This window comes from Leucobacter iarius, assembly GCF_039530105.1.
GTDB lineage: Bacteria > Actinomycetota > Actinomycetes > Actinomycetales > Microbacteriaceae > Leucobacter > Leucobacter iarius.
The window spans coordinates 457,963-481,170 of the sequence record NZ_BAAAOB010000002.1 but is presented as its reverse complement, the minus strand read 5'-3'; the positions used below and the strand labels follow the sequence as shown (position 1 = coordinate 481,170).

21 protein-coding genes are annotated in these 23,208 nt (G+C 70.5%); all 21 read left to right on the top strand.

What is annotated here, in order from left to right; all coding sequences use genetic code 11:
- The first annotated feature begins 34 nt into the window (after nucleotides 1-34).
- Nucleotides 35-1,579, top strand: a complete 1,545-nt coding sequence (locus ABD169_RS11520) for a Mur ligase family protein (protein ID WP_344032342.1) — start codon at nucleotides 35-37, stop codon at nucleotides 1,577-1,579.
- Nucleotides 1,576-3,021: a UDP-N-acetylmuramoyl-tripeptide--D-alanyl-D-alanine ligase gene (locus ABD169_RS11515; RefSeq protein WP_344032340.1), complete on the top strand. Its 1,446-nt coding sequence runs from the start codon at nucleotides 1,576-1,578 to the stop codon at nucleotides 3,019-3,021. Before ABD169_RS11520 ends, ABD169_RS11515 begins: the two co-directional genes overlap by 4 nt.
- Complete coding sequence (gene mraY / locus ABD169_RS11510) at nucleotides 3,018-4,103, top strand: phospho-N-acetylmuramoyl-pentapeptide-transferase (protein ID WP_046455364.1); 1,086 nt, start codon at nucleotides 3,018-3,020, stop codon at nucleotides 4,101-4,103. Before ABD169_RS11515 ends, mraY begins: the two co-directional genes overlap by 4 nt.
- A complete protein-coding gene (gene murD, locus ABD169_RS11505; RefSeq protein WP_344032338.1) occupies nucleotides 4,100-5,584 on the top strand; it encodes a UDP-N-acetylmuramoyl-L-alanine--D-glutamate ligase in 1,485 nt (494 codons plus the stop codon). The genes mraY and murD overlap by 4 nt, the downstream gene beginning before the upstream one ends.
- 1 nt (nucleotide 5,585) lies before the next feature.
- Nucleotides 5,586-6,794, top strand: coding sequence for an FtsW/RodA/SpoVE family cell cycle protein (locus ABD169_RS11500; protein ID WP_344032335.1), 1,209 nt, complete (start codon nucleotides 5,586-5,588; stop codon nucleotides 6,792-6,794).
- Nucleotides 6,791-7,867: a UDP-N-acetylglucosamine--N-acetylmuramyl-(pentapeptide) pyrophosphoryl-undecaprenol N-acetylglucosamine transferase gene (locus tag ABD169_RS11495; RefSeq protein WP_344032333.1), complete on the top strand. Its 1,077-nt coding sequence runs from the start codon at nucleotides 6,791-6,793 to the stop codon at nucleotides 7,865-7,867. Before ABD169_RS11500 ends, ABD169_RS11495 begins: the two co-directional genes overlap by 4 nt.
- 141 nt (nucleotides 7,868-8,008) lie before the next feature.
- Nucleotides 8,009-9,247 carry an MFS transporter gene (locus ABD169_RS11490; RefSeq protein WP_344032331.1) on the top strand — a complete coding sequence of 413 codons (1,239 nt, stop codon included), beginning with the start codon at nucleotides 8,009-8,011 and terminating at the stop codon, nucleotides 9,245-9,247.
- An 86-nt stretch (nucleotides 9,248-9,333) separates the two neighbouring features.
- On the top strand, nucleotides 9,334-10,779 hold the full coding sequence (gene murC / locus ABD169_RS11485) for a UDP-N-acetylmuramate--L-alanine ligase (RefSeq protein WP_344032329.1): 1,446 nt from the start codon (nucleotides 9,334-9,336) through the stop codon (nucleotides 10,777-10,779).
- A 24-nt stretch (nucleotides 10,780-10,803) separates the two neighbouring features.
- Nucleotides 10,804-12,012 carry a cell division protein FtsQ/DivIB gene (locus tag ABD169_RS11480; protein ID WP_344032327.1) on the top strand — a complete coding sequence of 403 codons (1,209 nt, stop codon included), beginning with the start codon at nucleotides 10,804-10,806 and terminating at the stop codon, nucleotides 12,010-12,012.
- A gap of 167 nt (nucleotides 12,013-12,179) precedes the next feature.
- Nucleotides 12,180-13,391: a cell division protein FtsZ gene (ftsZ, locus tag ABD169_RS11475; protein ID WP_344032325.1), complete on the top strand. Its 1,212-nt coding sequence runs from the start codon at nucleotides 12,180-12,182 to the stop codon at nucleotides 13,389-13,391.
- A gap of 2 nt (nucleotides 13,392-13,393) precedes the next feature.
- Nucleotides 13,394-14,098, top strand: a complete 705-nt coding sequence (locus tag ABD169_RS11470) for a YggS family pyridoxal phosphate-dependent enzyme (RefSeq protein WP_344032323.1) — start codon at nucleotides 13,394-13,396, stop codon at nucleotides 14,096-14,098.
- 37 nt (nucleotides 14,099-14,135) lie between these two features.
- Nucleotides 14,136-14,618, top strand: a complete 483-nt coding sequence (locus ABD169_RS11465) for a cell division protein SepF (protein ID WP_046455357.1) — start codon at nucleotides 14,136-14,138, stop codon at nucleotides 14,616-14,618.
- Between the two features lie 4 nt (nucleotides 14,619-14,622).
- On the top strand, nucleotides 14,623-14,910 hold the full coding sequence (locus ABD169_RS11460; RefSeq protein ID WP_046455356.1) for a YggT family protein: 288 nt from the start codon (nucleotides 14,623-14,625) through the stop codon (nucleotides 14,908-14,910).
- A 138-nt stretch (nucleotides 14,911-15,048) separates the two neighbouring features.
- Nucleotides 15,049-15,663 (top strand): DivIVA domain-containing protein, encoded by a 615-nt coding sequence (locus ABD169_RS11455; protein WP_344032320.1) that lies wholly within the window; start codon nucleotides 15,049-15,051, stop codon nucleotides 15,661-15,663.
- Between the two features lie 8 nt (nucleotides 15,664-15,671).
- A complete protein-coding gene (gene lspA, locus ABD169_RS11450; RefSeq protein ID WP_344032318.1) occupies nucleotides 15,672-16,289 on the top strand; it encodes a signal peptidase II in 618 nt (205 codons plus the stop codon).
- Nucleotides 16,289-17,206: an RluA family pseudouridine synthase gene (locus tag ABD169_RS11445; protein WP_046455353.1), complete on the top strand. Its 918-nt coding sequence runs from the start codon at nucleotides 16,289-16,291 to the stop codon at nucleotides 17,204-17,206. The genes lspA and ABD169_RS11445 overlap by 1 nt, the downstream gene beginning before the upstream one ends.
- A 40-nt stretch (nucleotides 17,207-17,246) precedes the next feature.
- Nucleotides 17,247-17,828, top strand: coding sequence for a GNAT family N-acetyltransferase (locus ABD169_RS11440; protein WP_344032316.1), 582 nt, complete (start codon nucleotides 17,247-17,249; stop codon nucleotides 17,826-17,828).
- Entirely contained in the window at nucleotides 17,825-18,193 is a 369-nt protein-coding gene (locus tag ABD169_RS11435) for a TraR/DksA family transcriptional regulator (protein WP_344032314.1), read from the top strand. Before ABD169_RS11440 ends, ABD169_RS11435 begins: the two co-directional genes overlap by 4 nt.
- Before the next feature lie 137 nt (nucleotides 18,194-18,330).
- Nucleotides 18,331-21,825 (top strand): DNA polymerase III subunit alpha, encoded by a 3,495-nt coding sequence (gene dnaE, locus ABD169_RS11430; protein ID WP_425560970.1) that lies wholly within the window; start codon nucleotides 18,331-18,333, stop codon nucleotides 21,823-21,825.
- Between the two features lie 9 nt (nucleotides 21,826-21,834).
- Nucleotides 21,835-22,680, top strand: a complete 846-nt coding sequence (nadE, locus tag ABD169_RS11425; protein WP_344032311.1) for an ammonia-dependent NAD(+) synthetase — start codon at nucleotides 21,835-21,837, stop codon at nucleotides 22,678-22,680.
- Nucleotides 22,677-23,201 (top strand): peptide-methionine (S)-S-oxide reductase MsrA, encoded by a 525-nt coding sequence (gene msrA, locus ABD169_RS11420; RefSeq protein ID WP_344032309.1) that lies wholly within the window; start codon nucleotides 22,677-22,679, stop codon nucleotides 23,199-23,201. Before nadE ends, msrA begins: the two co-directional genes overlap by 4 nt.
- Nucleotides 23,202-23,208 lie beyond the last annotated feature (7 nt).

Sequence of the window (23,208 nt, the reverse complement as noted above, 5' to 3'; positions counted from 1 at the left end):
CAGAGATGGAGACCCAGTGACGACCGACGGTGCGATGAGCATCCGACCCGCGCATCCGACCGAGATGCCGCTCGAGCGACTCGCCGAGCGCTTCGGTCTGGAGCACGACGGCGAACTCGGGGGCCGTGCCGTCACGGGCGTCTCGATCGACTCGCGCGACGTGCAGCCGGGGGATCTCTACGTCGGTCTGCCGGGGGCCAAGCACCACGGCGCGGACTTCGCCGCGACGGCCGCCGAGCGCGGCGCCGTCGCGGTGCTCACCGACGACGCGGGCGCCGAGCGCGCCGCGGCGGCGGGCCTGCCCGTGCTCCGCTCGGCCGGGCACCCGCGCGAGATCCTCGGCGAGGTCTCCGCCGCGGTCTACGGGACCGAGAACCTGGGCGACGGCGCCGACGGGGCGAAGATCTTCGGCATCACCGGCACCAACGGCAAGACCAGCGTGGTCTACCTGATCGCCGAGCTGCTGCGCGCCGCGGGGATCACCGCGGGCCTCAGCTCCACCGCGGAGCGCCGCGTGGGCGACGCGGTGATGACGAGCGGGCTCACGAGCCCCGAGGCGTCCGAGCTCCATGGACTGCTGGCGCGCATGGTAGAGGAGGACGCCCGCGGGATCGCGCTCGAGGTCTCGGCGCACGCGGTCGAGCGCCGTCGCATCGACGGCGTCCGCTTCGACGTCGTGGCCTTCAACAACTTCTCGCAGGATCACCTCGACGACTTCGGCGACATGGAGTCCTACTTCGCGGCGAAGCTCGCGCTGTTCGCCCCCGAGCACGCCGCCCGCGGCGTGGTCGTCGTCGATTCGCCCTACGGTGTGCGCGTCTCGCGCGAGTCGGAGATCCCGGTCACCACGCTCGCGACCGAGTACGGGGTCGAGGCCGATTGGCACCTCGCGGTGACGCGTCAGGACCTCGACGGCGTCAGCTTCGTGCTCCAGGGCCCCGAGGGCGCGCGGTTCCGCGGCCGCGTGCCGGTGTTCGGCCGCTTCATGGCCGAGAACGCCGCGCTCGCGCTGATCATGCTGCACGAGGCCGGGATCCCCATCGCGCAGGTCGAGGCCGGGCTCGAGAACGGCCTCATCCCGGTGTACATCCCGGGCCGTCTCGAAGCGATCAACCCGGCAGGCCCCGGCCCCCGCTTCTACGTCGACTACGGCCACACGCCCGGCGCGTTCCAGACCATGCTGGACGGACTCGCCGAGGTCGCCCCCGGCCGCATCATCTTCATGTTCGGCGCCGACGGCGACCGCGACACCACGAAGCGCGAAGAGATGGGCCGGATCGCCGCCGCGGGCAGCGACGTGCTCATCGTCTGCGACTACCACCCGCGCACCGAGGATCCCGCCGCGATCCGCGCCCAGCTCATCGCCGGGGCGCGCGAGGCGAACCACGCCGAGATCATCGAGGTCGCGGATCCGCGCGAGGCCGTGCGCCGCGCCATTTCGATCGCGGGTCCCGAAGACGTTATTCTGTATGCCGGTCCCGGGCACGAGGACTATCAGGAAGTAGCCGGGCAGCACCTCCCGTACTCGGCTCGAGACGAAGTACGCGGAGCGCTCCGCGAGGCAGGACTGCTCCAGTGATCGAACTCACGCTCGACGAGATCGCCGCTGCGGTCGACGGACGCCTGGTGCCCGGTGCATCGGGCGCGACCGGCGCCACGGCGGTGACGGGGGAGTCCCAGACCGATTCCCGCGAGGTCGCCGAGGGGCAGATCTTCTTCGCCCGGCGCGGCGAGGAGACCGACGGGCACCGCTTCGCGGCGAAGGCCGTCGACTCCGGTGCCGCGCTGCTGGTGGTGGAGCGCGAGGTCGATGACCGCGTGCCCCAGATCGTCGTCGCCGACAGCACCGATGCGCTCGGGGCGCTCGCGACCGAGGTCGTGCGCCGCGTGCGCGGTGCCGGCGGCCTCCGCATCGTCGGGATCACCGGTTCCAACGGCAAGACCACCACGAAGAACCTCGTCGCAGCGATGGCCGACCGGCTCGGACCGACGGTCGCGTCGGCGAAGTCGTTCAACAACGAGGTCGGCGGCCCGCTCACGATGCTCCGCGTCGAGGCCGGCACCGAGACGCTCGTCGCCGAGATGGGGGCGAGCGCCGAGGGCGAGATCACGCGCCTCACCGACATGGCGCAGCCGCACATCGGCGTCGTGCTGACCGTCGGGCTCGCCCACGCGGGCGGTTTCGGCGGGATCGAGACCACGTTCCGCACCAAGAGCGAGATGGTGCGCGCGCTCGACGCGACCGGCGTCGCGGTGCTCAACCGCGACGACCCGCGGGTCGCCCGCATGGCCGAGCTGACCGAGGCGCGCGTGCGCTGGTTCGGCCAGTCCGAGGCCGCCGACGTGCGCGCGAGCGACATCGTCGGGGACGCGAGCGGCACCCGCTTCACCCTCCACGCCGACGGCGCATCGCGCCCGGTGCGTTTCCGCGTGCTCGGTGAGCACCACGTCATGAACGCCCTCGCCGCGGCGACGGTCGGGCTCGAGCTCGGTCTCGACCTCGATGCCGTCGTCGAGACGCTCGAGGCCGCGGTCGTCGCGGCTCCCGGCCGCATGGAGGTGCTCGGCGGGCGCGACGGCATCACGATCATCAACGACGCCTACAACGCGAGCCCCGACTCGATGAGCGCAGCGCTGCGCACGCTCGCGCAGGTGCGGCGTCCCGACGCGCGCTCGGTCGCGGTGCTCGGCGCCATGAGCGAGCTCGGCGAGCTCGCGGGCGACGAGCACGATCGCATCGGCCTCCAGGTCGTGCGCCTCGGCATCTCCGAGCTCGTGGTGGTGGGCGCCGATGCGCGCCGCCTGCACATCTCGGCCATCAACGAGGGCTCCTGGGACGGCGAGAGCGTGCTCTTCGACTCCGCCGACGACGCATTCGACTACCTGAAGTCCGGCCTGCGGCCGGGCGACACGGTGCTCGTGAAGTCCTCCAACGCCGCCGGCCTCCAGGCGCTCGGCGACCGGCTCGGTGCGGAGTTCGCGCCCGCCTCCGACGCCACGACCGAGGAGGTCACTGCATGATCGCCCTGCTCATCGCCGGCGGGTTCTCCCTGCTCTACTCGCTGCTGCTGACCCCGCTCTTCGTGCGGGTCTTCAACCGCCTCCGCTGGGGCCAGCCGATCCGCGTCGACGGCCCGAAGGAGCACGAGGTCAAGCGGGGTACGCCCACCATGGGCGGGCTCATCTTCCTGTCGGGCTCCGTCATCGCCTACTTCCTCGGCAAGTTCATCATGGGGGAGACGCCGACCCCGTCGGCGATGCTCGTGATCCTCATGGCCGTGGGCGCCGGCCTCGTCGGCTTCGTCGACGACTTCATGAAGGCCCGCATGCAGAACTCGGCCGGCCTGAACGGCTGGGCGAAGATCGTCGGCCAGATCCTCGTCGCGGTCGCGTTCGCGCTGCTCGGCCTGCAGTTCGCGAACCAGGCGGGCGTCACCCCGGTGTCCACGCACATCTCGATCTTCCGCGACCTCCCGTTCGACTTCATGGCGCTCGGCTCGGTGCTCGGCATCATCGTGATCGTCATCTGGATCATCCTGATCGTCACCTCCGCCACCAACTCGGTGAACGTGACCGACGGCCTCGACGGCCTCGCCGCGGGCGCCGCGCTGTTCGCCTTCGCCGCCTACCTCGGCATCGGCTTCTGGCAGTCGGCGCAGAACTGCGCGACGACGGCGGGCAAGGCCGGCTGCTACGAGGTGCGCGATCCCATGGATCTCGCGGTCATCGCCGCGGCGTTCCTCGGCGGCCTCGCCGGCTTCCTCTGGTGGAACACCAACCCGGCGCACGTGTTCATGGGCGACACCGGCTCGATGGGCATCGGCGGCGCGATCGCCGCGCTCGCGATCCTCACCCGCACCGAGCTGCTGCTCGTGCTCATCGGCGGCCTGTTCATCATCGAGACCGGCTCGGTCATCGTGCAGCGCCTCTACTTCAAGGTGACGAAGGGCAAGCGCATCTTCCTGATGAGCCCGATCCACCACCACTTCGAGCTCAAGGGCTGGGCCGAGGTCACGGTCGTCGTCCGCTTCTGGATCATCGCGGGACTCTTCGTGGTGGCCGGCGTGGGCGCGTTCTACGGAGAATGGTTGCTGCAGCAATGACCATCGATGTCCGCGAGCGCGTGCTCGCACTGTCCAGCTGGCACCACGACTGGTCGGGACTGCGCGTCGCCGTGCTCGGCCTCGGCGTCACCGGGTTCTCGGTCGCCGACACCCTCGTCGAGCTCGGGTCCCGCGTCCGCGTCATCTTCGCGGGCGAGGATCCCGAGCGCGAGCAGCTGCTGCGCGTCATCGGCGCGGAGCAGGCCCGGATCGCCGGTGACGAGGCGCAGCTCGCCGACCTCGCCGCGTTCGATCCCGACCTCGTCATCGTCTCGCCCGGCTACCGGCCCGATCACCCGCTGACCGAGTGGGCGATCGCCCGCGGCACCGTGGTGTGGGGCGACATCGAGCTCGGCTGGCGCCTGCGCGACAAGACCGATCGGGTGGCCGACTGGATCTGCATCACCGGTACCAACGGCAAGACCACGACCTCGCAGCTCACGGCGCACATGCTGCTCGCCGGGGGACTGCGCGCGGCCCCCGTGGGCAACATCGGCGTGCCGATCCTCGACGCGCTGCGCGACCCGCAGGGGTACGACGCGCTCGTGGTCGAGCTGTCGAGCTTCCAGCTGGAGCGGCTCGGCGAGATCTCGCCGTACGCGAGCGTCTGCCTGAACATCGCGGACGACCACCTCGACTGGCACGGCTCCGCCGAGGCGTACCGCGCGGCGAAGGCCAAGGTCTACGCGCACACGCAAGTCGCCTGCGTCTACAACCGCGCCGACGCGGCCACCGAGCGCATGGTCGAGGAGGCCGACGTGGTCGAGGGCGCCCGCGCGATCAGCTTCGGCCTCGACGCCCCGCCGCCCAGCGGCTTCGGGATCGTCGACGGACTCCTCATCGACCGCGGCTTCCACGCCGAGCGCCGCAGCTCGGCGTACGAGCTCGTCACGATCGAAGAGCTGCAGGAGCGCCACCTGGGCGCGCCGCACCTGGTGCAGAACATCCTCGCGGCGGCGGCCCTGGCCCGCTCGCGCGGGGTCGAGCCCGAGGAGATCGCGACCGCGATCCTGAACTTCGAGCTGGACGCCCATCGCGCTCAGCATCTCGGCGTGCTCGACGGCGTCACCTGGATCGACGATTCGAAGGCCACCAACGGGCATGCCGCGGCCGCATCGCTGCGCGCGCTCGAGCGCGTGGTGTGGGTGGTCGGAGGCCTGCTCAAGGGAACCGACATCGGCGAGCTCGTCGAGACCCACGCGGAGCGCCTGCGCGGCGCGGTCGTGATCGGGGCCGAGCGCGAGGCCGTGCTCGCCGCGTTCGCCGAGCACGCGCCCGGCGTCGCCGTGAGCGAAATCGTGCCCGAGGGCTCCGACTTCGACGTCGCACGCGCTGCGGTCGATGCGGCGGCGGCGCTCGCTGACGAGGGCGACACCGTGCTCTTCGCACCGGCCGCGGCCTCGATGGACCAGTTCACCGACTACGCCGATCGCGGACGGCGCTTCCAGGCGGCCCTTCGCGCACTCGCCGAGGGCCGCTGACGTGAGCGAGCAGGCGGCGTCGACCCCGGGGCGCGGCGCGTTCGGCCGTGCGCGGATCCGCCTGGGCGGCGCGATCCCGACCCCGGGCGACCCGACGGTGGTGGCGCTCTACGCGATCACCTTCCTCCTGGTCGGCATCGGGCTGATCATGGTGCTCTCGGCGTCGTCGATCACCTCCTACCTCGACGATCAGGGCTTCCTCGGCGGATTCTGGCGCCAGGCGACCTACGCGCTCATCGGCATCCCGCTGATGATCTTCGCGGCGACCCGCACCATCGAGTTCTGGCGGCGCTGGGCCTGGTGGCTGTTCGGTCTCGGGATCTTCCTGCAGCTCCTCGTGTTCACGCCGCTCGGCGTCGACGTCTACGGCAACCGCAACTGGATCCAGATCGGTTCCTTCTCGGCGCAGCCGTCCGAGGCGCTGAAGCTCGCGCTCATCGTCTGGATCGGCGCGGTGCTGATGTCGAAGGAGCGACTGCTCACGCAGACCAAGCACGAGCTGATCCCGATCGTGCTGCCGGGTGCGCTCATCGCCCTCGGCACGGTCATGCTGGGCAAGGATCTCGGCACCACGATCATCATGGGCGCCTCGGTGCTCGGCGCGATGTACTTCGGCGGCGTCAGTTGGAAGGCCCTCGGCTACACCTTCGCGGGGGCCGCGCTCGCGGCGTTCTTCTTCGTCGTGACGAGCCAGAACCGCATGGATCGCCTGTTCGGCCACGCGGGCGGCAACAGCGACTACAGCGGCCTCGCCTGGCAGCCGCTGCACGGCCTGTGGGCGCTCGCCGGCGGCGGGCTCTTCGGCGTCGGCCTCGGCGGGTCGAAGGCGAAGTGGAAGTGGCTGCCGGCGGCCGACAACGACTACATCTTCGCGATCATCGGCGAGGAGCTCGGCATGATCGGCGCGGTCCTCGTGATCGTGCTCTTCATCGTGCTGACCGTGTTCATGCTGCGCGTGATCGGCAACGCGCGGGACCGCTTCGGCAAGGCCGTCGTCGGCGGGATCCTCGTCTGGATCGTCGGCCAGGCCTTCGTGAACATCGCGGTGGTGATCGGCATCCTGCCGGTGCTCGGGGTGCCGCTGCCCCTCATCAGCGCCGGCGGCACCGCGCTCATCGCGTGCCTGGTCGCCATGGGCGTGGTCATATCGATCGCGCGCGACAACGCGAAGCACCGAGACGAGATCACCACCACGGAGGCGACACGATGACCACCTACCTGCTGGCCGGAGGCGGAACCGCCGGGCACGTCAACCCGCTGCTCGCGCTCGCCGATCTGATCCGGACGGAGGAGCCGGACGCGGAGATCGTGGTGCTCGGCACGAAGGAGGGGCTCGAAGCCCGCCTGGTGCCGGAGCGCGGGTACGAACTGGTGACCATCGAGCGCCTGCCGTTCCCGCGGAAGCCGAGCGCCTACGCGCTGAAGTTCCCCGCGAAGTACCGCCGGGCCATCGCCCGGGTGCGCGAGCTGATCCGCGAGCGCGGCGTCGACGTCGTGGTCGGCTTCGGCGGCTACGCCTCGGCGCCCGCCTACCGGGCCGGCGCGAAGGAGGGCGTGCCCGTGGTGATCCACGAGGCGAACGCGAAGCCCGGCATGGCGAACAAGCTCGGCGCGCGCTCGACGCCCTACGTCGCGGTCACCTTCCCCGGCACCCCGATCCCGAACGCTCGGGTCACCGGGATGCCCCTCCGCCCCGAGATCACGGGGCTCGACCGCGCGGCGCTCCGCGCCTCGGCGCGCGAGCACTTCGGTCTCGACCCCGAGCGGCGCACGCTGCTGGTGACGGGCGGCTCGCTGGGCGCCCGCGCGATCAACCGCGGCATCTCGAGCGAGGCCGCGGCGATCACCGCGGCCGGGATCCAGGTGCTGCACGTCTGGGGCGGGCTCACCGAGCTCGAGGATCCGGGCGTCGCGGGCTACGAGGTGCTGCCGTACTGCGACCGCATGGACCTCGCATTCGCCGCCTGCGACCTCGCGGTCTCGCGGGCCGGATCCACGACCGTGAGCGAGCTCGCCGGACTCGGCATCCCCGCCGTGTTCGTGCCCTACGGACACGGCAACGGCGAGCAGCGCTTCAACGCCGCCGCCGACGTCGAAGCCGGCGGTGCGCTGCTCGTGGACGACGCCGAGCTGACTCCTGAGTGGGTGCGCGGCACTCTGATCCCGCTGGTCGGCGACGACGCGCGGCTCGGCGAGATGTCGGAGCGGGCCCGCGGGGTCGGCGCCCTCGACGGGACCGAGCGCCTGCTCGCGCTCGTGCGCGAGGCGCTGGCGGCGCGCTGACCGCGCTCTGACGCGATAGGATCGCCCCATGTCTCGCAGCCTCCTCCTTCGGAGCCGCAGCAGGGTGTGAATCGATCGGCGCCCTGCCAGCGGCGCCGTTCGTCGTGCCGGTCAACGCTTCGCTGATCGGAGAGTCCTCCCGTGCCCATTCGTCCTAGACCCTGGCTGATGCTCGCCGTCATGGTGTTCGGCCAGGCCTCGACCACCGTGGTGGTCGCGACCCCCGCGTTCCTCATCCCGTATTTCACGCAGGAGCGGGGCATGAGCCTCGCGGGCGCCGGCCTGCTCGCGGGCATGCCCAATCTGGGCCTCGTGCTCGCGCTCTTCCTCTGGGGCGCGCTCGCCGACCGGGTGGGCGAGCGCCGGGTGCTGATCATCGGTCTCAGCCTGAGCGTGCTGGCGGTGGCGCTGTCGATGCTGGCGGGCGACGGCTTCTGGCTCGGCGCGGCGTTCGTGCTGGGCGGCGCGATGACCGCCTGCATCAACAACACGAGCGGGCGCCTGATCACCGGATGGTTCCCGGTCGGCCGCCGCGGGTTCGTGATGGGGATCCGGCAGACCTGCCAGCCGTTGGGGATGGCGGTCGCGGCCGTCGCGGTGCCGCCCATCGCGGCGGGTGCGGGCGTCGTCGCCGCGCTCGGCTTCGGCGGGATCCTGCTGCTCGTCAGCCTGATCGCCTGCGTCTGCGCCGTGGTGGATTCGCCGTCGTCCGCCGTGGCCGGAGCGGCCGGGGCCGCGGGAGCGGCCGGGGCCGCGGGCGAGAGCCGGCCGGAGTCCAATCCGTACCGGGGCTCCGCGACGCTCGTGCGCATCCACGCGGTCTCGATGCTGCTCGTGGTCCCGCAGTTCGCGCTCTCGACCTTCGGTCTCGTGTGGTTCACCGTCGGGTTCGGGTGGAGTGCCCTCGCCGCGGGTGCGCTCGTGGCGGTCTCCCAGTTCGCGGGCGCCGCCGGGCGCATCGCGGTGGGGCTGTGGAGCGATCGCGTGCGCTCGCGCCTGCGCCCGCTGCTGCAGGTCGCCGTGATCGGCGTGGTCGTGCTGGTCCTCGCCGCGGTCTTCGGGTGGGCCGGGTGGGCCGTTCCTGCCGCCGTGGCCTACGTCATCGCGAGCTGCGTGAGCGTCGCCGACAACGGGCTCGCCTTCACCGCGGTCGCCGAGACCGCGGGGCGGGGCTGGGCCGGGCGCGCGCTCGGGATCCAGAACACCGGGCAGTTCCTCGCCGCGGCAGCGGTCGGCCCGGTCGTCGGCGGGCTCATCACCCTCGTCGGCGTGCCGACGGCGCTCGCCCTCATCGCCCTGGCGCCCGCCGCGGCGATCCCGCTCGTCCCGCGGGAGGGCCGCCGGGCCCGGGAGTCGAAGGCTCCGGTGGGAGCGCGCTGAGACCCGCGCCACACCGGGCATCCGCGCCGCGGGAACGCGGGCGCGGAACGGTAGTCTTGTCGGGCACGACCTGAGGAGGCGCCCAGATGATCTATCCCGATCTCGACATGCAGATTCCCGACGAGCTCGGGAAGGTGCACTTCGTCGGCATCGGCGGTTCCGGCATGAGCGGAATCGCGCGCATGATGCACGCCGCCGGCGTGCGGGTCTCGGGCTCCGATCGCAGCGCCAACTACAACACGAAGGCGCTCGCCGAGCTCGGCATCGACGTCAGCATCGGGCACGACGCCGCGAACGTCGGCGACGCCGACACGCTCGTCGTGACGGGTGCGCTCTGGCAGGACAACCCCGAGTACCAGCTCGCGCTCGCGAAGGGCCTCCCGGTGCTGCACCGTTCGCAGGCCCTCGCGTGGCTCGCGCGCGGCAAGCGCCTCGTCTCGATCGCCGGCGCGCACGGGAAGACCACCTCGACCGGCATGGTCGTGACCGGGCTGCTCGGCCTCGGCGCCGACCCGTCCTTCGTCAACGGCGGCATCATCGAGTCCCTCGGTACCTCGTCGGGCCCGGGATCCGACGACCTCTTCGTGATCGAGGCCGACGAGAGCGACAAGTCGTTCCTGCTCTACGACACGGCGATCGCGCTGATCACCAACGTGGATCCCGAGCACCTCGACTTCTACGGCTCCCGCGAGAACTTCATGCAGGCGTTCGTCGACTTCGCTCGCGGCGCGCGGGAGCAGATCGTCGTCTCGGCCGACGACTCCGGAGCGCTCGAAGTGCTCGCTTCCCTGCGCGAGCAGGCCGCGGGCGGCGAGCTGCCCGCCGTCCGCACTTTCGGCGAGGCCGAGGGCGCCGACGTGCGCCTCGTCTCGCTCGACGACTCCGGCCCCGTGGCCTTCGAGGTCGAGCTGATCGGCGCCGACGGGGCGGTCGAACGGCACCGGGCCCAGCTCAGCGTCTTCGGCCGGCACAACGCGGTCAACGCGGTCGGCGCGCTGGCCGTGCTCACCGGGCTCGGCTTCGACGCGGCCGCTTCGCTCCGCGCGATCAGCGAGTTCGGCGGCACCAAGCGCCGCTTCGAGTTCCACGCCGAGGTGGGCGGCGTGCGCGTGTACGACGACTACGCGCACCACCCGACCGAGGTCGCGGCGCTGCTCGATTCGGCGCGCGCCGTCGTGGGGGAGGGCCGCCTCATCGCGATCCACCAGCCCCACCTCTACAGCCGCACCAGCCTGTTCCACCGCGAGTTCGCGGAGGTGCTCGAGCAGGGCGCCGATCGCACCGTGGTGCTCTCCGTCGACGGCGCGCGCGAGGATCCCGTGGCCGGTGTCACCGGTGCGCTCGTGGCCGACGACTTCTCGGACCAGAGCCGGGTCGCATACATCGACGACTGGCAGCGCGCGGCCGACTATCTCGCCGAGATCGCCGAACCCGGCGACGTGATGGTGACCATGAGCTGCGGTACCGTCTACCAGATCATCCCGCAGGTGGTCGAGGCGCTGCACGGCCGGTTCGACGCCGACGGCGAGTGAGTTCGTCGTGCCGATGAGACGGCGGTGCGCGTGAAGCGCCCGAGCGGGTTCGATCGCGAGCCCGAGCCGGAGCGCGATGCACCCGTCGCGCCGGAGACGTCGGCGAGCGACCGCCGAGGCGGATCCGACGGTGGTTGGCTGCTCCGGCGACGCGGTTCGGGCGGGGCCGCCGAGACGCCGCCGTCCGATGCCGAGGCGACCGTCGCCGAGGTCATCCCTGAACGGGCCGAGGAGGCTCAGCGCGACCCGAGCGATCTCGCCGACGTGCTCGGCGATGCGCGGTTCGGCACGGCCGATGCAGGCAGAGCGGCTCCTCCGGAGCGCGGCGCCTTCTCGGCTCCCGCCGGAGCATCCGCGGACGAACTGGCGACGACCGACCTGAGCGACGCCGCGCTCGATGCGCGGAGGGCCGACGGCGGCCTCATCGCGAAGCTGCGTGCGCGCTCCGACCGTGAACCCGATCCGATCCGGGTCGCCGAACGCGATCTGCGGACGGCCACGCGACTGCGCCGCCGGCGCGAGCGTCGCGAGCAGCGCCGGTTCACCGTGCACACCCGACGCCGCCGCCGGTACTGGCTGATCGCCGCCGGCGCGGTGGCGGCGCTCGCGCTCTTCGTCGCGATCGGGGTGCTCAGCCCGCTCATGGCGGTGCGCGACATCCGCGTGACGGGGGCGTCGAGCGTGGACGCGGCGAAGGTGAAGGACGCGCTCGGCCGGTTCGACGGCGTGCCGCTGGCGCTGGTCGATGACGGCGAGGTGCATCGCGTCCTCGCGGAGTTCCCGCTGATCCAGCGCTACGCGATCGAGCGGATCCCGCCGGGCACGCTGGTGGTGCAGGTCGAGGAGCGCATTCCCGCCATCACGGTGGCGAAGGGGAAGAAGCTCGAGACCTACGACCCCGCGGGCGTGCTCGTGGGGACCGCCGACAAGCGTCCCGCGGGGGTGCCGCTGGCGACCGGCGCGGCGTCGTCGCCGGGCTCTCCGGCATTCGCGGCTTCGGCGAAGATCGTGCGCGACATGCCCGACGCGCTGCGGAAGCAGCTCGCCTCGGTGACGGCGTCGAGCGGGCAGGACGTCCGTTTCACCCTCACGAACGGACTCGAGGTGCTGTGGGGCGAGGCCACCGAGACGCAGAAGAAGTCGGCGGTGCTGCAGGCGCTGCTCACGGGACTCAAGGGGCGCTCGGTGCAGAAGATCGACGTCTCGGCGCCGAACGCGCCCGTCTACAACTGAGCTCCGAGCGGGGATCGGGCCGGTTTTTCGCGGAGATTGCGCCGCGCCGGTGTGTCGCCGGTGTCGTTCCGGGCTGTCACCGTACCTTGGGAACCGCCCGAAATGTATACCCGGATACTAACTTTCACCTTGAGGTAGAGGTTGAAGGTTGAGGGGGAGGACCCACAGTGTCAACGAACCAGAACTACCTGGCCGTCATCAAGGTCGTCGGTGTCGGCGGCGGCGGCGTCAATGCGGTGAACCGCATGATCGAGCTCGGCCTGAAGGGCGTCGAGTTCATCGCGGTGAACACCGATGCCCAGGCGCTTCTGCTCAGCGACGCTGACGTCAAGCTCGACGTGGGCCGCGAGCTCACCCGCGGCCTCGGCGCGGGCGCCGATCCCGAGGTCGGGCGTCGCGCCGCCGAGGATCACGCCGACGAGATCGAGGAGGCGCTGACCGGCGCCGACATGGTCTTCGTCACCGCAGGCGAGGGCGGCGGTACCGGAACCGGTGCGGCTCCCGTCGTGGCGCGCATCGCCAAGTCGATCGGCGCGCTCACCATCGGCGTCGTGACCCGTCCCTTCAGCTTCGAGGGCCGCCGCCGCGCCGCCCAGGCGGATTCGGGCGTCAACGCCCTCCGCGAGGCCGTGGACACCCTCATCGTGGTGCCCAACGATCGCCTGCTCGAGATCAGCGAGCCCGGCATCAGCATGATCGAGGCGTTCGCCGCCGCGGATCAGGTGCTGCTCGCCGGTGTCCAGGGCATCACCGACCTCATCACCACCCCGGGCCTCATCAACCTCGACTTCGCCGACGTGAAGTCGGTCATGCAGGGTGCCGGTTCCGCGCTCATGGGCATCGGCTCCGCACGCGGCGCCGACCGCGCCATCAAGGCCGCGGAGCTCGCGGTGGCCTCCCCGCTGCTCGAAGCTTCGATCGAGGGCGCGCACGGCGTGCTGCTGTCGATCCAGGGCTCCTCCAACCTCGCGCTCAGCGAGATCTACGAGGCGTCCTCGCTCGTGCAGGACGTGGTCCACGCCGAGGCCAACATCATCTTCGGTACGGTCATCGACGACACGCTCGGCGACGAGGTCCGTGTCACCGTGATCGCCGCGGGCTTCGACTCCGAGCCCGCCGCCGCGCAGCAGAACCCGCCGCGCCGCTCGGAGCGCTCGCGTCGCGCGGCTCGCGCCGAGGCCAACGATGAGAGCTCGCGTCCGCTCGCGGCGGTCGAGTCGCCCTCCGTCGAGCCCGCCACCGTGGGCGCCGCAGCGTCCGCCGGTGAAGGAGAGTTCGGCGAGGCCATCTCGAACCCGCCCCTCGAGGCGCGCATGGTCGATCCCGCCTTCGACGGTGTCGACGACGACGATCTCGACATCCCCGAGTTCCTGCGCTGAGCATGGACGCGGAAGCTGTCGAAGCGAGCCGGACCGCACTCGCGGCCCGGCTCGCCGGCATTACCGAGCGGATCGGCGATGCGGCGCGCGCGGTCGGCCGCTCGCCAGAGGAGCTCACGCTCATCGTCGTCACCAAGTTCCATCCGGCGAGCCTCGTCACTGACCTGGCCGCCCTCGGTGTGCGGGACGTTGGCGAGAACCGGCATCAGGAGGCGCAGGACAAGGCGGCGGAGCTCGCCGATCTCGATCTGCGCTGGCACTTCATCGGGCAGCTACAGACGAAGAAGGCGCGGCAGGCCGCGCGCTACGCGCACGCGATCCACTCGATCGACCGGGAGCGCCTCGTCGACGCGCTCTCCGGGATCGATCGCACGGTGGACGCGTTCCTGCAGGTCAACCTCACGGACGACCCGAGCCGCGGAGGCGCCGCACCCGACGAGCTGGACCGGCTCGCCGAGCGGGTGCTCGAGACGCCCAGCCTGCGTCTCCGCGGAGTCATGGCCGTCGCGCCTCTGCCCGAAGAGGAGGAAGCGGCTCGCGCGTTCGAACGCCTCCGCCGGTATTCGGAACGGGTTCAGGCCCTGGCGCCCGATGCCACCGCGATCTCCGCGGGGATGACCCACGATTTCGCCGAGGCGATCGCCGCCGGCGCGACACACCTTCGCATCGGCAGCGCAATCACCGGAAACCGGCCGGTGGCCGGTTAGCCTCGAAGTAACCGCGCAAGCGTGTAGGGAGTAGAACATGAGCAACCCGCTGAAGAAGACCATGGTGTTCCTCGGACTCGCCGAGGACGAGCTGGAGGAGACCGGCGAACGTCCGGCCCCGGCGCCCGCCGCCGAGACCGCCGCGCCTGCCGCAGCCCCGCGCCCCGCCGCGCAGAAGGCTCCGGTCACCCCGCTGCGCAAGGTCACCCCGACCCGCGCGCCCGCGGCACCCGCGATGAACGAGATCCTCACGGTGCACCCCAGCGAGTACCGCGATGCGGCCGCGATCGCCGAGAGCTTCCGCGACGGCATCCCGGTGATCCTCAATCTCTCGCGCATGAACGATGCGGACGCGAAGCGACTGATCGATTTCGCGAGCGGTCTCTCCATGGGACTCCGCGGACGCATCGAGCGCGTCACGAGCAAGGTCTTCCTGCTGTCGCCCGAGCACATCGCGACGGCCAGCGACGAGGATTCGGGGTCGGAGACCGGCTCCTTCTTCGTGAGCCCCTCCGCCTAGCGCGTTGGCGATCCTCGCGATCCTCAGCCTCGTGCTGAGGATCCTGTTGCAGACGTACGTCTTCATCCTCTGGGCACGATTCGTCCTCGACTGGGTGCGGGTGCTCAACCCCCGCTTCCGGCCGCGCGGCGTCTGGCTCGCGGTGGTGGAGGCCGTCTACACGGTCACCGATCCGCCCATCCGGATGTTCCGGAAGATCCTGCCGCCGATCCGCCTCGGGGCCGTCGCGCTCGACCTCGGCTGGATGCTGACAATGCTGAGCTGCTGGATCCTTCTCGCGATCCTCCCCTGATTTCCTGTCCCGAACCTCCGTCCCGCGCACGCACCCGTGAGGCGACGCCCTGCGAACTCCCTGGGCGAAGCCGAGCGATTGTTTGCTACCGTGGTTCCCATCCCACCGAAGTGGAACCGAAGCGAAAGAGATCCACGAATGTCACTGACACCCGAAGACCTTCTGAATCACGAGTTCTCCATCACCAAATTCCGTGATGGCTACGAGGTTGACCAGGTCGACGATTTCCTGGATCAGATCGCGGCAGAACTGCGCCAGCACGAAGAAGAGAAGGCCGAGCTGCGCAAGCAGATCGAAGAGCTGACCGCGAAGCTCGCCGAGGCCGAGGCCGGCAAGTCCGAGCCGCAGGTCGAGGCGTCCGAGCAGACCATCGTGGTCGATGCGCCGGCCCCGGCCGCAGCTCCCGTCTCCGCACCGAGCTTCGGCGAGGGCGACGCGGTCAAGTCGAGCGCCATGCTGCAGCTCGCGCTCGAGCTGCACGACAAGCACGTCAGCGAGGGCGAGTCCAAGCGCGACCAGCTCATCCGCGACGCCGAGGCGACCTCGGCCCAGCTCGTGCAGGAAGCGCAGAAGCAGCGCGCCGAAGAACTGCGCCTGCTCGGCGAGGAGCGCATCGACTTCCGCAACAAGATCAAGGAGCTCCGCGAGTTCGAGGGCGAGTACCGCAACACGCTCCGCTCGTACATCCAGTCGCAGCTCCGCGGCCTCGAGGGCTCGCCCGAGCCCGGTGGGGCTCCCGAGGGCCTGCAGTAGTCCGGGGCGTGAACGACGCATCCGAACGGGCGGCGCGAATTCGCGCCGCCCGTCCTGCTTCGCGACGACGACTGGTGCCCGTGCTCCTGTTCGTCGTCGCGATCGTCGTGTTCGCGACCGATCAGCTCGTCAAGAACTGGGTCGTCGACACGCTGCCCGAGGGCCAGACCGTTCCGGTCCTCGGCGATTTCCTCCAGTGGCACTTCGTGCGCAACCCGGGGGCGGCGTTCTCGCTCGCGAGCGGCTCCACCTGGATCTTCACGATCCTCGCCACGGTCGTCGTCTGCGTGATCCTGTGGCAGATCCGCCGGCTCGGCTCGCTGCTGTGGGCGGCCTTCTTCGGGCTCCTGCTCGGCGGCGTGCTCGGCAATCTGACCGACCGCCTTACGCGTCCGCCCGGGTTCCCGGTCGGGCACGTCATCGATTTCATCTCCACGCCGTGGATGATCCCAGCGATCTACAACATCGCCGACATCGCGATCTGCACCGGCATGGCGCTGTTCGTGCTGGTCACGCTGTTCGGGCTCCCGCTCGACGGATCGCCGCGCCGCAAGCGAGGCGAGGAGGAGCCCGAGAGCTCCGACGCACCCGCGGCCGACGCCGACCCGGAGCCGGAGACCCGCTGATGGAGCACCGTTCCCTTCCCGTTCCCGATGGTCTCGCGGGCGAACGCGCCGACAGCGCCATCGCGAAGCTGCTCGGCTTCTCGCGCAGCTTCGCGGCGACCGTGGTCGAAGCCGGCGGCGTCGAACTCGACGGTCGCGTGCTCGGCAAGTCGGACCGGCTCGCGGCCGGAGGCTGGCTCCAGGTGAGCTGGACCGAGAAGCGCGAGCCCGAGATCGTCCCCGTCCACCTCCCCGAGCTGGGCATCGTGCACGACGACGACGACATCGTGGTGGTCGACAAGCCCGCGGGCGTCGCGGCGCACCCGTCGCTCGGCTGGCAGGGTCCGACCGTGCTCGGCGCACTCGCCGGGGCAGGCTTCCGCATCGCCACCTCAGGTCCCGCGGAACGCCAGGGCGTCGTCCACCGGCTCGACGCGGGCACGAGCGGGCTGATGGTGGTCGCCAAGAGCGAGCACGCCTACCGCGAGCTCAAGCGCGCGTTCAAGGAGCGCGAGGTCGAGAAGATCTACCACGCGGTCGTGCAGGGGCATCCGGATCCGTTCGCGGGAACCATCGAGGGGCCCATCGGTCGGCACCCGAACCACGAGTGGAAGTTCGCCGTGACGCGCGACGGCAAGCCGTCGATCACTCACTACGAGACGATCGAAGCGTTCCCGTACGCCTCGCTGCTCGAGATCCACCTCGAGACGGGCCGCACGCACCAGATCCGCGTGCACATGTCGGCTCAGCGGCACCCGTGCGTCGGCGACGCGATGTACGGCGCCGACCCGAAGCTCTCGGAGCGCCTGGGGCTGACCCGGCAGTGGCTGCACGCCATGCGCCTCGGGTTCCGGCACCCCGCGACGGGCGAGCCGGTGGAGTTCGCGTCGAGCTACCCCGAGGATCTGCAACACGCGCTCGATGTGCTCTCGGCCTGACCCCGTCCTCGATGTCGGCGGTGCCGCCTAGGATTCCCGCATGGGAATCGAGATCCGGCCCGCCGACGTCTACGCGGACGTCCGTGCGGTCATCGGGCCGAAGCGGCCCGAGTCGAACGTCTGCTTCTGCCTGAGCTATCGCATCGGCTCCGCCGAGAACACGCGGCTCCGCGAGCCCGAGCGCAGCGAACGGGTGCGGGGTCTGTGCGCCGAGGATCCTCCTCCGGGGGTGCTCGCATATCTCGACGGCGAGCCCGTCGGCTGGGCCGCGGTGCATCCGCGGGCCGGCACGAGCTTCGCCCGCAACCGCAAGATCCCGCACATCGACGATCTCGACGTCTGGTCGCTCTGGTGCTTCCGGGTGCGCCCCGGGCACCGCGGTGCGGGCGTCGTTCACGCGCTCGCGACCGGCGCGGTCGAGTTCGCGCGCGCCAATGGAGCGCCGGCGATCGAGGGCTACCCGGTCGACAACACCGGTGAGTCGGTGCATCAGACGATGGCCTACGTCGGCACGCGATCCGTGTTCGAGCGCGCGGGGTTCTCCTGGGCGGCCGACACCGACTCGGTGTTGGCCGGATTCCGTCGCGTGGTCATGCGCCTCGACCTCCGGGGCGCGCCGTGAGCGCCCGCGGGCACGGCACCGCCGAGCTGCGCGGCCTGCTCGACGAGCTGCGGGCGCGGATCGAGGCCCGGATCGCGCGGGTCTCGGCCGAGCTGGACGAACTCGCGCGGGCTCGACGGAGCGAGAGCGACGACGACGAGCACGACCCCGAGGGCGTGCCGCTGTCGGCCGAGTGGTCGCGGCTCTCGGGCCGGCTCGACGCGGCGCGCGCCGAGCTGAGCGGCGTCGAGGAATCCGAACGGCGTCTGGCGGCGGGGGAGTACGGGGTCTGCACGGCGTGCGGCCGCGCGATCCCGATCGCCCGGCTCCGGGCGCGCCCGGCCGCCCTCACCTGCGTGCCCTGCGGGGAGCGCCTCGCCAGATAGCGCCGGGGCCTCCCCGAGCGCCAGAAGCGCGCCCGTTGTCAGCGGTGCGCGGTACCCTGGGACGGCCGACGAAAGGGGTCTGATTCGTGTCAGCGAACGACGGGTTCGTGCACCTGCACGTGCACAGCGAGTACTCGATGCTCGACGGGGCCGCACGCGTCGGGCCGCTCATGGATGCGGCCGCCGCTCAGGGCATGCCCGCCATCGCGGTCACCGACCACGGCAACACCTTCGGCGCATTCGATTTCTGGCGTCAGGCGAAGGACCGCGGTCTCAATCCGATCATCGGCATCGAGGCCTACCTCACCCCGGGCACCCACCGCACCGACAAGACCCGTGTGCGCTGGGGCAGCGGTGGCGGCGACGACGTGTCGGGCGCCGGCGCCTACACCCACATGACCATGCTCTCGGAGACGACCGAGGGCATGCACAACCTCTTCCGGCTGTCGAGCTACGCCTCCATGCAGGGCTACTACTTCAAGCCCCGCATGGACCGCGAGCTGCTGCAGACCTACGGCAAGGGGCTCATCACCACGACGGGCTGCCCTTCGGGCGAGATCCAGACCCGCCTGCGTCTCGGGCAGTACGACGAGGCCCGGCAGGCGGCGGCCGAGTTCCAGGACATCTTCGGCAAGGAGAACTTCTTCTGCGAGCTCATGGATCACGGGCTCGACATCGAACGCCGGGTCCAGTCCGACCTCATCAAGATCGCGCGCGACCTCAAGATCCCGCTCGTCGCCACGAACGACCTCCACTACGTGCACGAAGCCGACGCCGAGGCCCACTCGGCACTGCTCTGCGTGCAGTCGGGTTCCCGCCTCGACGACCCGAACCGCTTCAAGTTCGACGGCTCGGGCTACTACCTCAAGACCGCGGCCGAGATGCGGCACATCTTCCGCGACTTCCCCGACGCGTGCGACAACACGCTGCTCATCGCCGAGCGCTGCAACGTCGAGTTCAACACGTCGGCCAACTACATGCCGCGCTATCCGGTGCCCGACGGCGAGACCGAGGACAGCTGGTTCATCAAGGAGGTCGAGAAGGGGCTGCACTACCGCTACCCGAGCGGCATCCCCGATTCGGTGCGCAAGCAGGCCGAGTACGAGATCGGCGTCATCACGCAGATGGGCTTCCCCGGGTACTTCCTCGTGGTCGCCGACTTCATCAACTGGTCGAAGGACCACGGCATCCGCGTGGGCCCCGGTCGTGGCTCGGGTGCGGGATCCATGGTCGCCTACGCGATGCGCATCACCGATCTCGATCCGCTGCAGCACGGCCTCATCTTCGAGCGATTCCTCAACCCCGACCGCGTCTCGATGCCCGACTTCGACGTCGACTTCGATGATCGCCGTCGCGGCGAGGTCATCAAGTACGTCACCGAGAAGTACGGCGACGAGCGCGTGGCGCAGATCGTCACCTACGGCACGATCAAGTCGAAGCAGGCGCTAAAGGACGCGTCGCGCGTGCTCGGCTTCCCGTTCGGCATGGGCGAGAAGCTCACGAAGGCGATGCCGCCCGCCGTCATGGCGAAGGACATCCCGCTCTCGGGCATCACCGACCCGGAGCACCCCCGCTACAAGGAGGCGGCGGAGTTCCGCGCCGTGCTCACCGAGGATCCCGAGGCGAAGCTCGTCTACGACACGGCGCTCGGCCTCGAAGGCCTGAAGCGGCAGTGGGGCGTGCACGCCGCGGGCGTCATCATGTCGAGCGACCCGCTGATCGACATCATCCCGCTGCAGAAGCGCGAGCAGGACGGCCAGATCGTCACGCAGTTCGACTACCCGACCTGCGAGGGCCTCGGCCTGATCAAGATGGACTTCCTGGGGCTGCGCAACCTCACGATCATCTCGGACGCGCTCGAGAACATCCGCCTCAACCGCGGCGAGGAACTCGACCTCGAACGCCTGGAGCTCGACGACGCGCCCTCCTACGAGCTGCTCGCCCGCGGCGACACGCTCGGCGTGTTCCAGCTCGACGGCGGCCCCATGCGCGGCCTGCTGCGCCTCATGAAGCCCGACAACTTCGAGGACATCTCGGCAGTGCTCGCGCTGTACCGTCCGGGCCCCATGGGCGCCGACTCCCACACCAACTACGCGCTGCGCAAGAACGGCCTGCAGCCGATCACACCGATCCACCCCGAGCTCGAGGAACCGCTGAAGGACATCCTCGAGACGACCTACGGCCTGATCATCTATCAGGAGCAGGTCATGTCGATCGCTCAGCGGGTGGCAGGCTTCTCGCTCGGCCAGGCGGACATCCTCCGCCGCGCGATGGGCAAGAAGAAGAAGTCCGAGCTCGACAAGCAGTACGAGGGCTTCTCCGGCGGCATGAAGGAACGCGGCTTCTCCGAAGCCGCGATCAAGGCGCTCTGGGACATCCTGCTCCCGTTCTCGGACTATGCCTTCAACAAGGCGCACTCGGCCGCGTACGGCGTCGTCAGCTACTGGACCGCCTACCTGAAGGAGCACTATCCGGCCGAGTACATGGCCGCGCTGCTCACGAGCGTCGGCGACTCGAAGGACAAGCTCGCGCTCTACCTCAACGAGTGCCGTCGCATGGGCATCAAGGTGCTGCCGCCCGCCGTCAACGACTCCTTCGCGAACTTCTCGGCCGTCGGCGACGACATCCGGTTCGGCCTCGGCGCGATCCGCAACGTCGGCACGAACGTGGTCGAGGGCATCCGCGAGGCGCGCGAGGGCAAGGGGCGCTTCGAGACCTTCCACGACTTCCTCAAGAAGTCGTCCATCACGGTGCTGAACAAGCGCACGGTGGAATCGCTCATCAAGGCGGGCGCGTTCGACGGCCTCGGCGGGACCCGCCGCGCGCTGGTCGAGATCCACGAGCAGTCGATCGAGAGCGCCGTCAAAGAGAAGCGCGACGCCGAGCACGGCAACGTCGGGTTCGACTTCGACAGCCTCTTCGCCGAGGCTGCCGAGGAGCACGGCGACGCGGGCGAGACCGTCTCGCAGGTGCCCGACCGACCCGAGTGGACCAAGAAGGACAAGCTCGCGTTCGAGCGCGAGATGCTGGGCCTCTACGTCTCCGACCACCCGCTGCGCGGCCTCGAGGCCGCGCTCGCGAAGGAGGCGAGCGATTCGATCGAGCGCGTCACCAACCCGGAGTCCCACCTCGACGGCGAGATCGTCACCGTCGCGGGGCTGCTCACGAGCGTGCAGCACCGCACGGCGAAGTCGGGCAACCTCTACGGCATGGTCACCATCGAGGACTTCACGGGCGAGGTGCAGGCGCTCTTCATGGGCAAGTCGTACCAGGAGTTCGGCAGCCTGCTGCAGCCGGACTCGATCGTCGCGCTGCGCGGCAAGGTGAACGCCCGCGATGACGGCATGTCGATGCACGCCTACGGCGTCAAGCCGATCGACGCGGCCGTGCAGGACGACGCGAGCACGCTCATGCTGACGCTGCCCGACCAGCGGGCGACGGAGGACCTCATGCACGAGCTGAAGGGCACGCTCAAACGGCACCGCGGCGAGAGCGAGGTCCGGCTGCACCTGCTGACCTCGACGAGCGTGCGCGTCTTCGACCTTCCCTTCCCGGTGCGCATCACCTCCGATCTGTACGGGGAGCTGAAGGGCTTGCTGGGGCCGCGCTGCCTGTCGGAGCCCGGGGCGTAGGCTGGCGTCATGCGTGAACTTCAGCAGCGGATCCAGGCGGCGCTCGGTGCGCACGCGGAGGTCGACCCGGGGGTCGAGATCGAACGTCGAGTGAGTTTCCTCGTCGAGTACGCCCGCGCCGTGCCGGGAGTGCGCGGTTTCGTGCTGGGCATTTCCGGTGGGCAGGACTCGTCGCTGGCCGGTCGCCTGGCGCAGCTCGCGGTCGAGCGGCTGCGCAGCGAGGGCGCCGAGGCCGAGTTCGTCGCGGTCCGCCTGCCCTACGGGGTGCAGCACGACGAGGACGACGCGCAGCTGGCGCTGTCGTTCATCCGTCCCGACCGCGCGGTCGCTGTGGACATCGCGCCGGGCGTCGACGGGATCGTGGCCTCGGTCGACGCCGCGCTGGGCGAGGCGACCACCGACTTCACCAAGGGCAACGTGAAGGCGCGCATGCGCATGATCGCGCAGTACGCGATCGCGGGCGACCGCGGTCTCCTCGTTATCGGAACGGACCACGCGGCCGAGGCGATCACGGGCTTCTTCACCAAGTTCGGCGACGGCGCGGCCGATGTCGTTCCGCTCGCAGGGCTCACCAAGGGGCAGGGCGCGGCCATGCTGCAGCACCTCGACGCTCCGGATCGGCTCTGGCAGAAGGTGCCCACCGCCGACCTGCTCGACGGCGAACCCGGTCAGTCCGACGAAGCGAGCCTCGGCGTCAGCTACCCGGTGATCGACGCGTATCTGCGCGGCGAAAGCGTCCCCGAGTCCGCCGCCGAGAACCTCGAGCGCCGCTACCGCGGCACCGAGCACAAGCGGCGCCAGCCGGTCGGTCCCGACGACGACTGGTGGCGCGCGACCGGGGGAGCCGCGCGATGACCACGAGCTACGTGCTGGCCGGCGGCTGCTACTGGTGCCTCGACGCCGCCTACCGCGCGTTGCGCGGCGTGACGGACGTCGCCTCCGTGTTCACGGGCGGCCGCACCGAGCACCCGAGCTACGCCGAGGTCTGCACCGGCAGCACCGGCCACGCCGAGGCGGTCGTGGTGACCTTCGACGAGTCGGTGCTGCCGGCCGAGGTCGTGCTCGACGCCTTCTTCACGATGCACGACCCCACGCAGCTGAACCGGCAGGGCGCCGATGTCGGCACCCAGTACCGCTCGGCGATGTTCCCGCGCAACGACGAGCAGCGTGCCCGCTTCGTCGCCGCGCGGGATCGAGCGGCCGAGTGGTGGCCGGGCGAGATCGTGACCGCGATCGAGCCGTTCGGGCCCATCTATCCGGGGCCCGAGGAGCACCAGGACTTCTTCGCGAAGAACCCGACGCAGGGCTACTGCCTCGCCGTCGCCGCGCCCAAGGTGAGCAAGATCCGCGCCTCCTTCAGCGCGTATCTCGCCTGAACCGGCC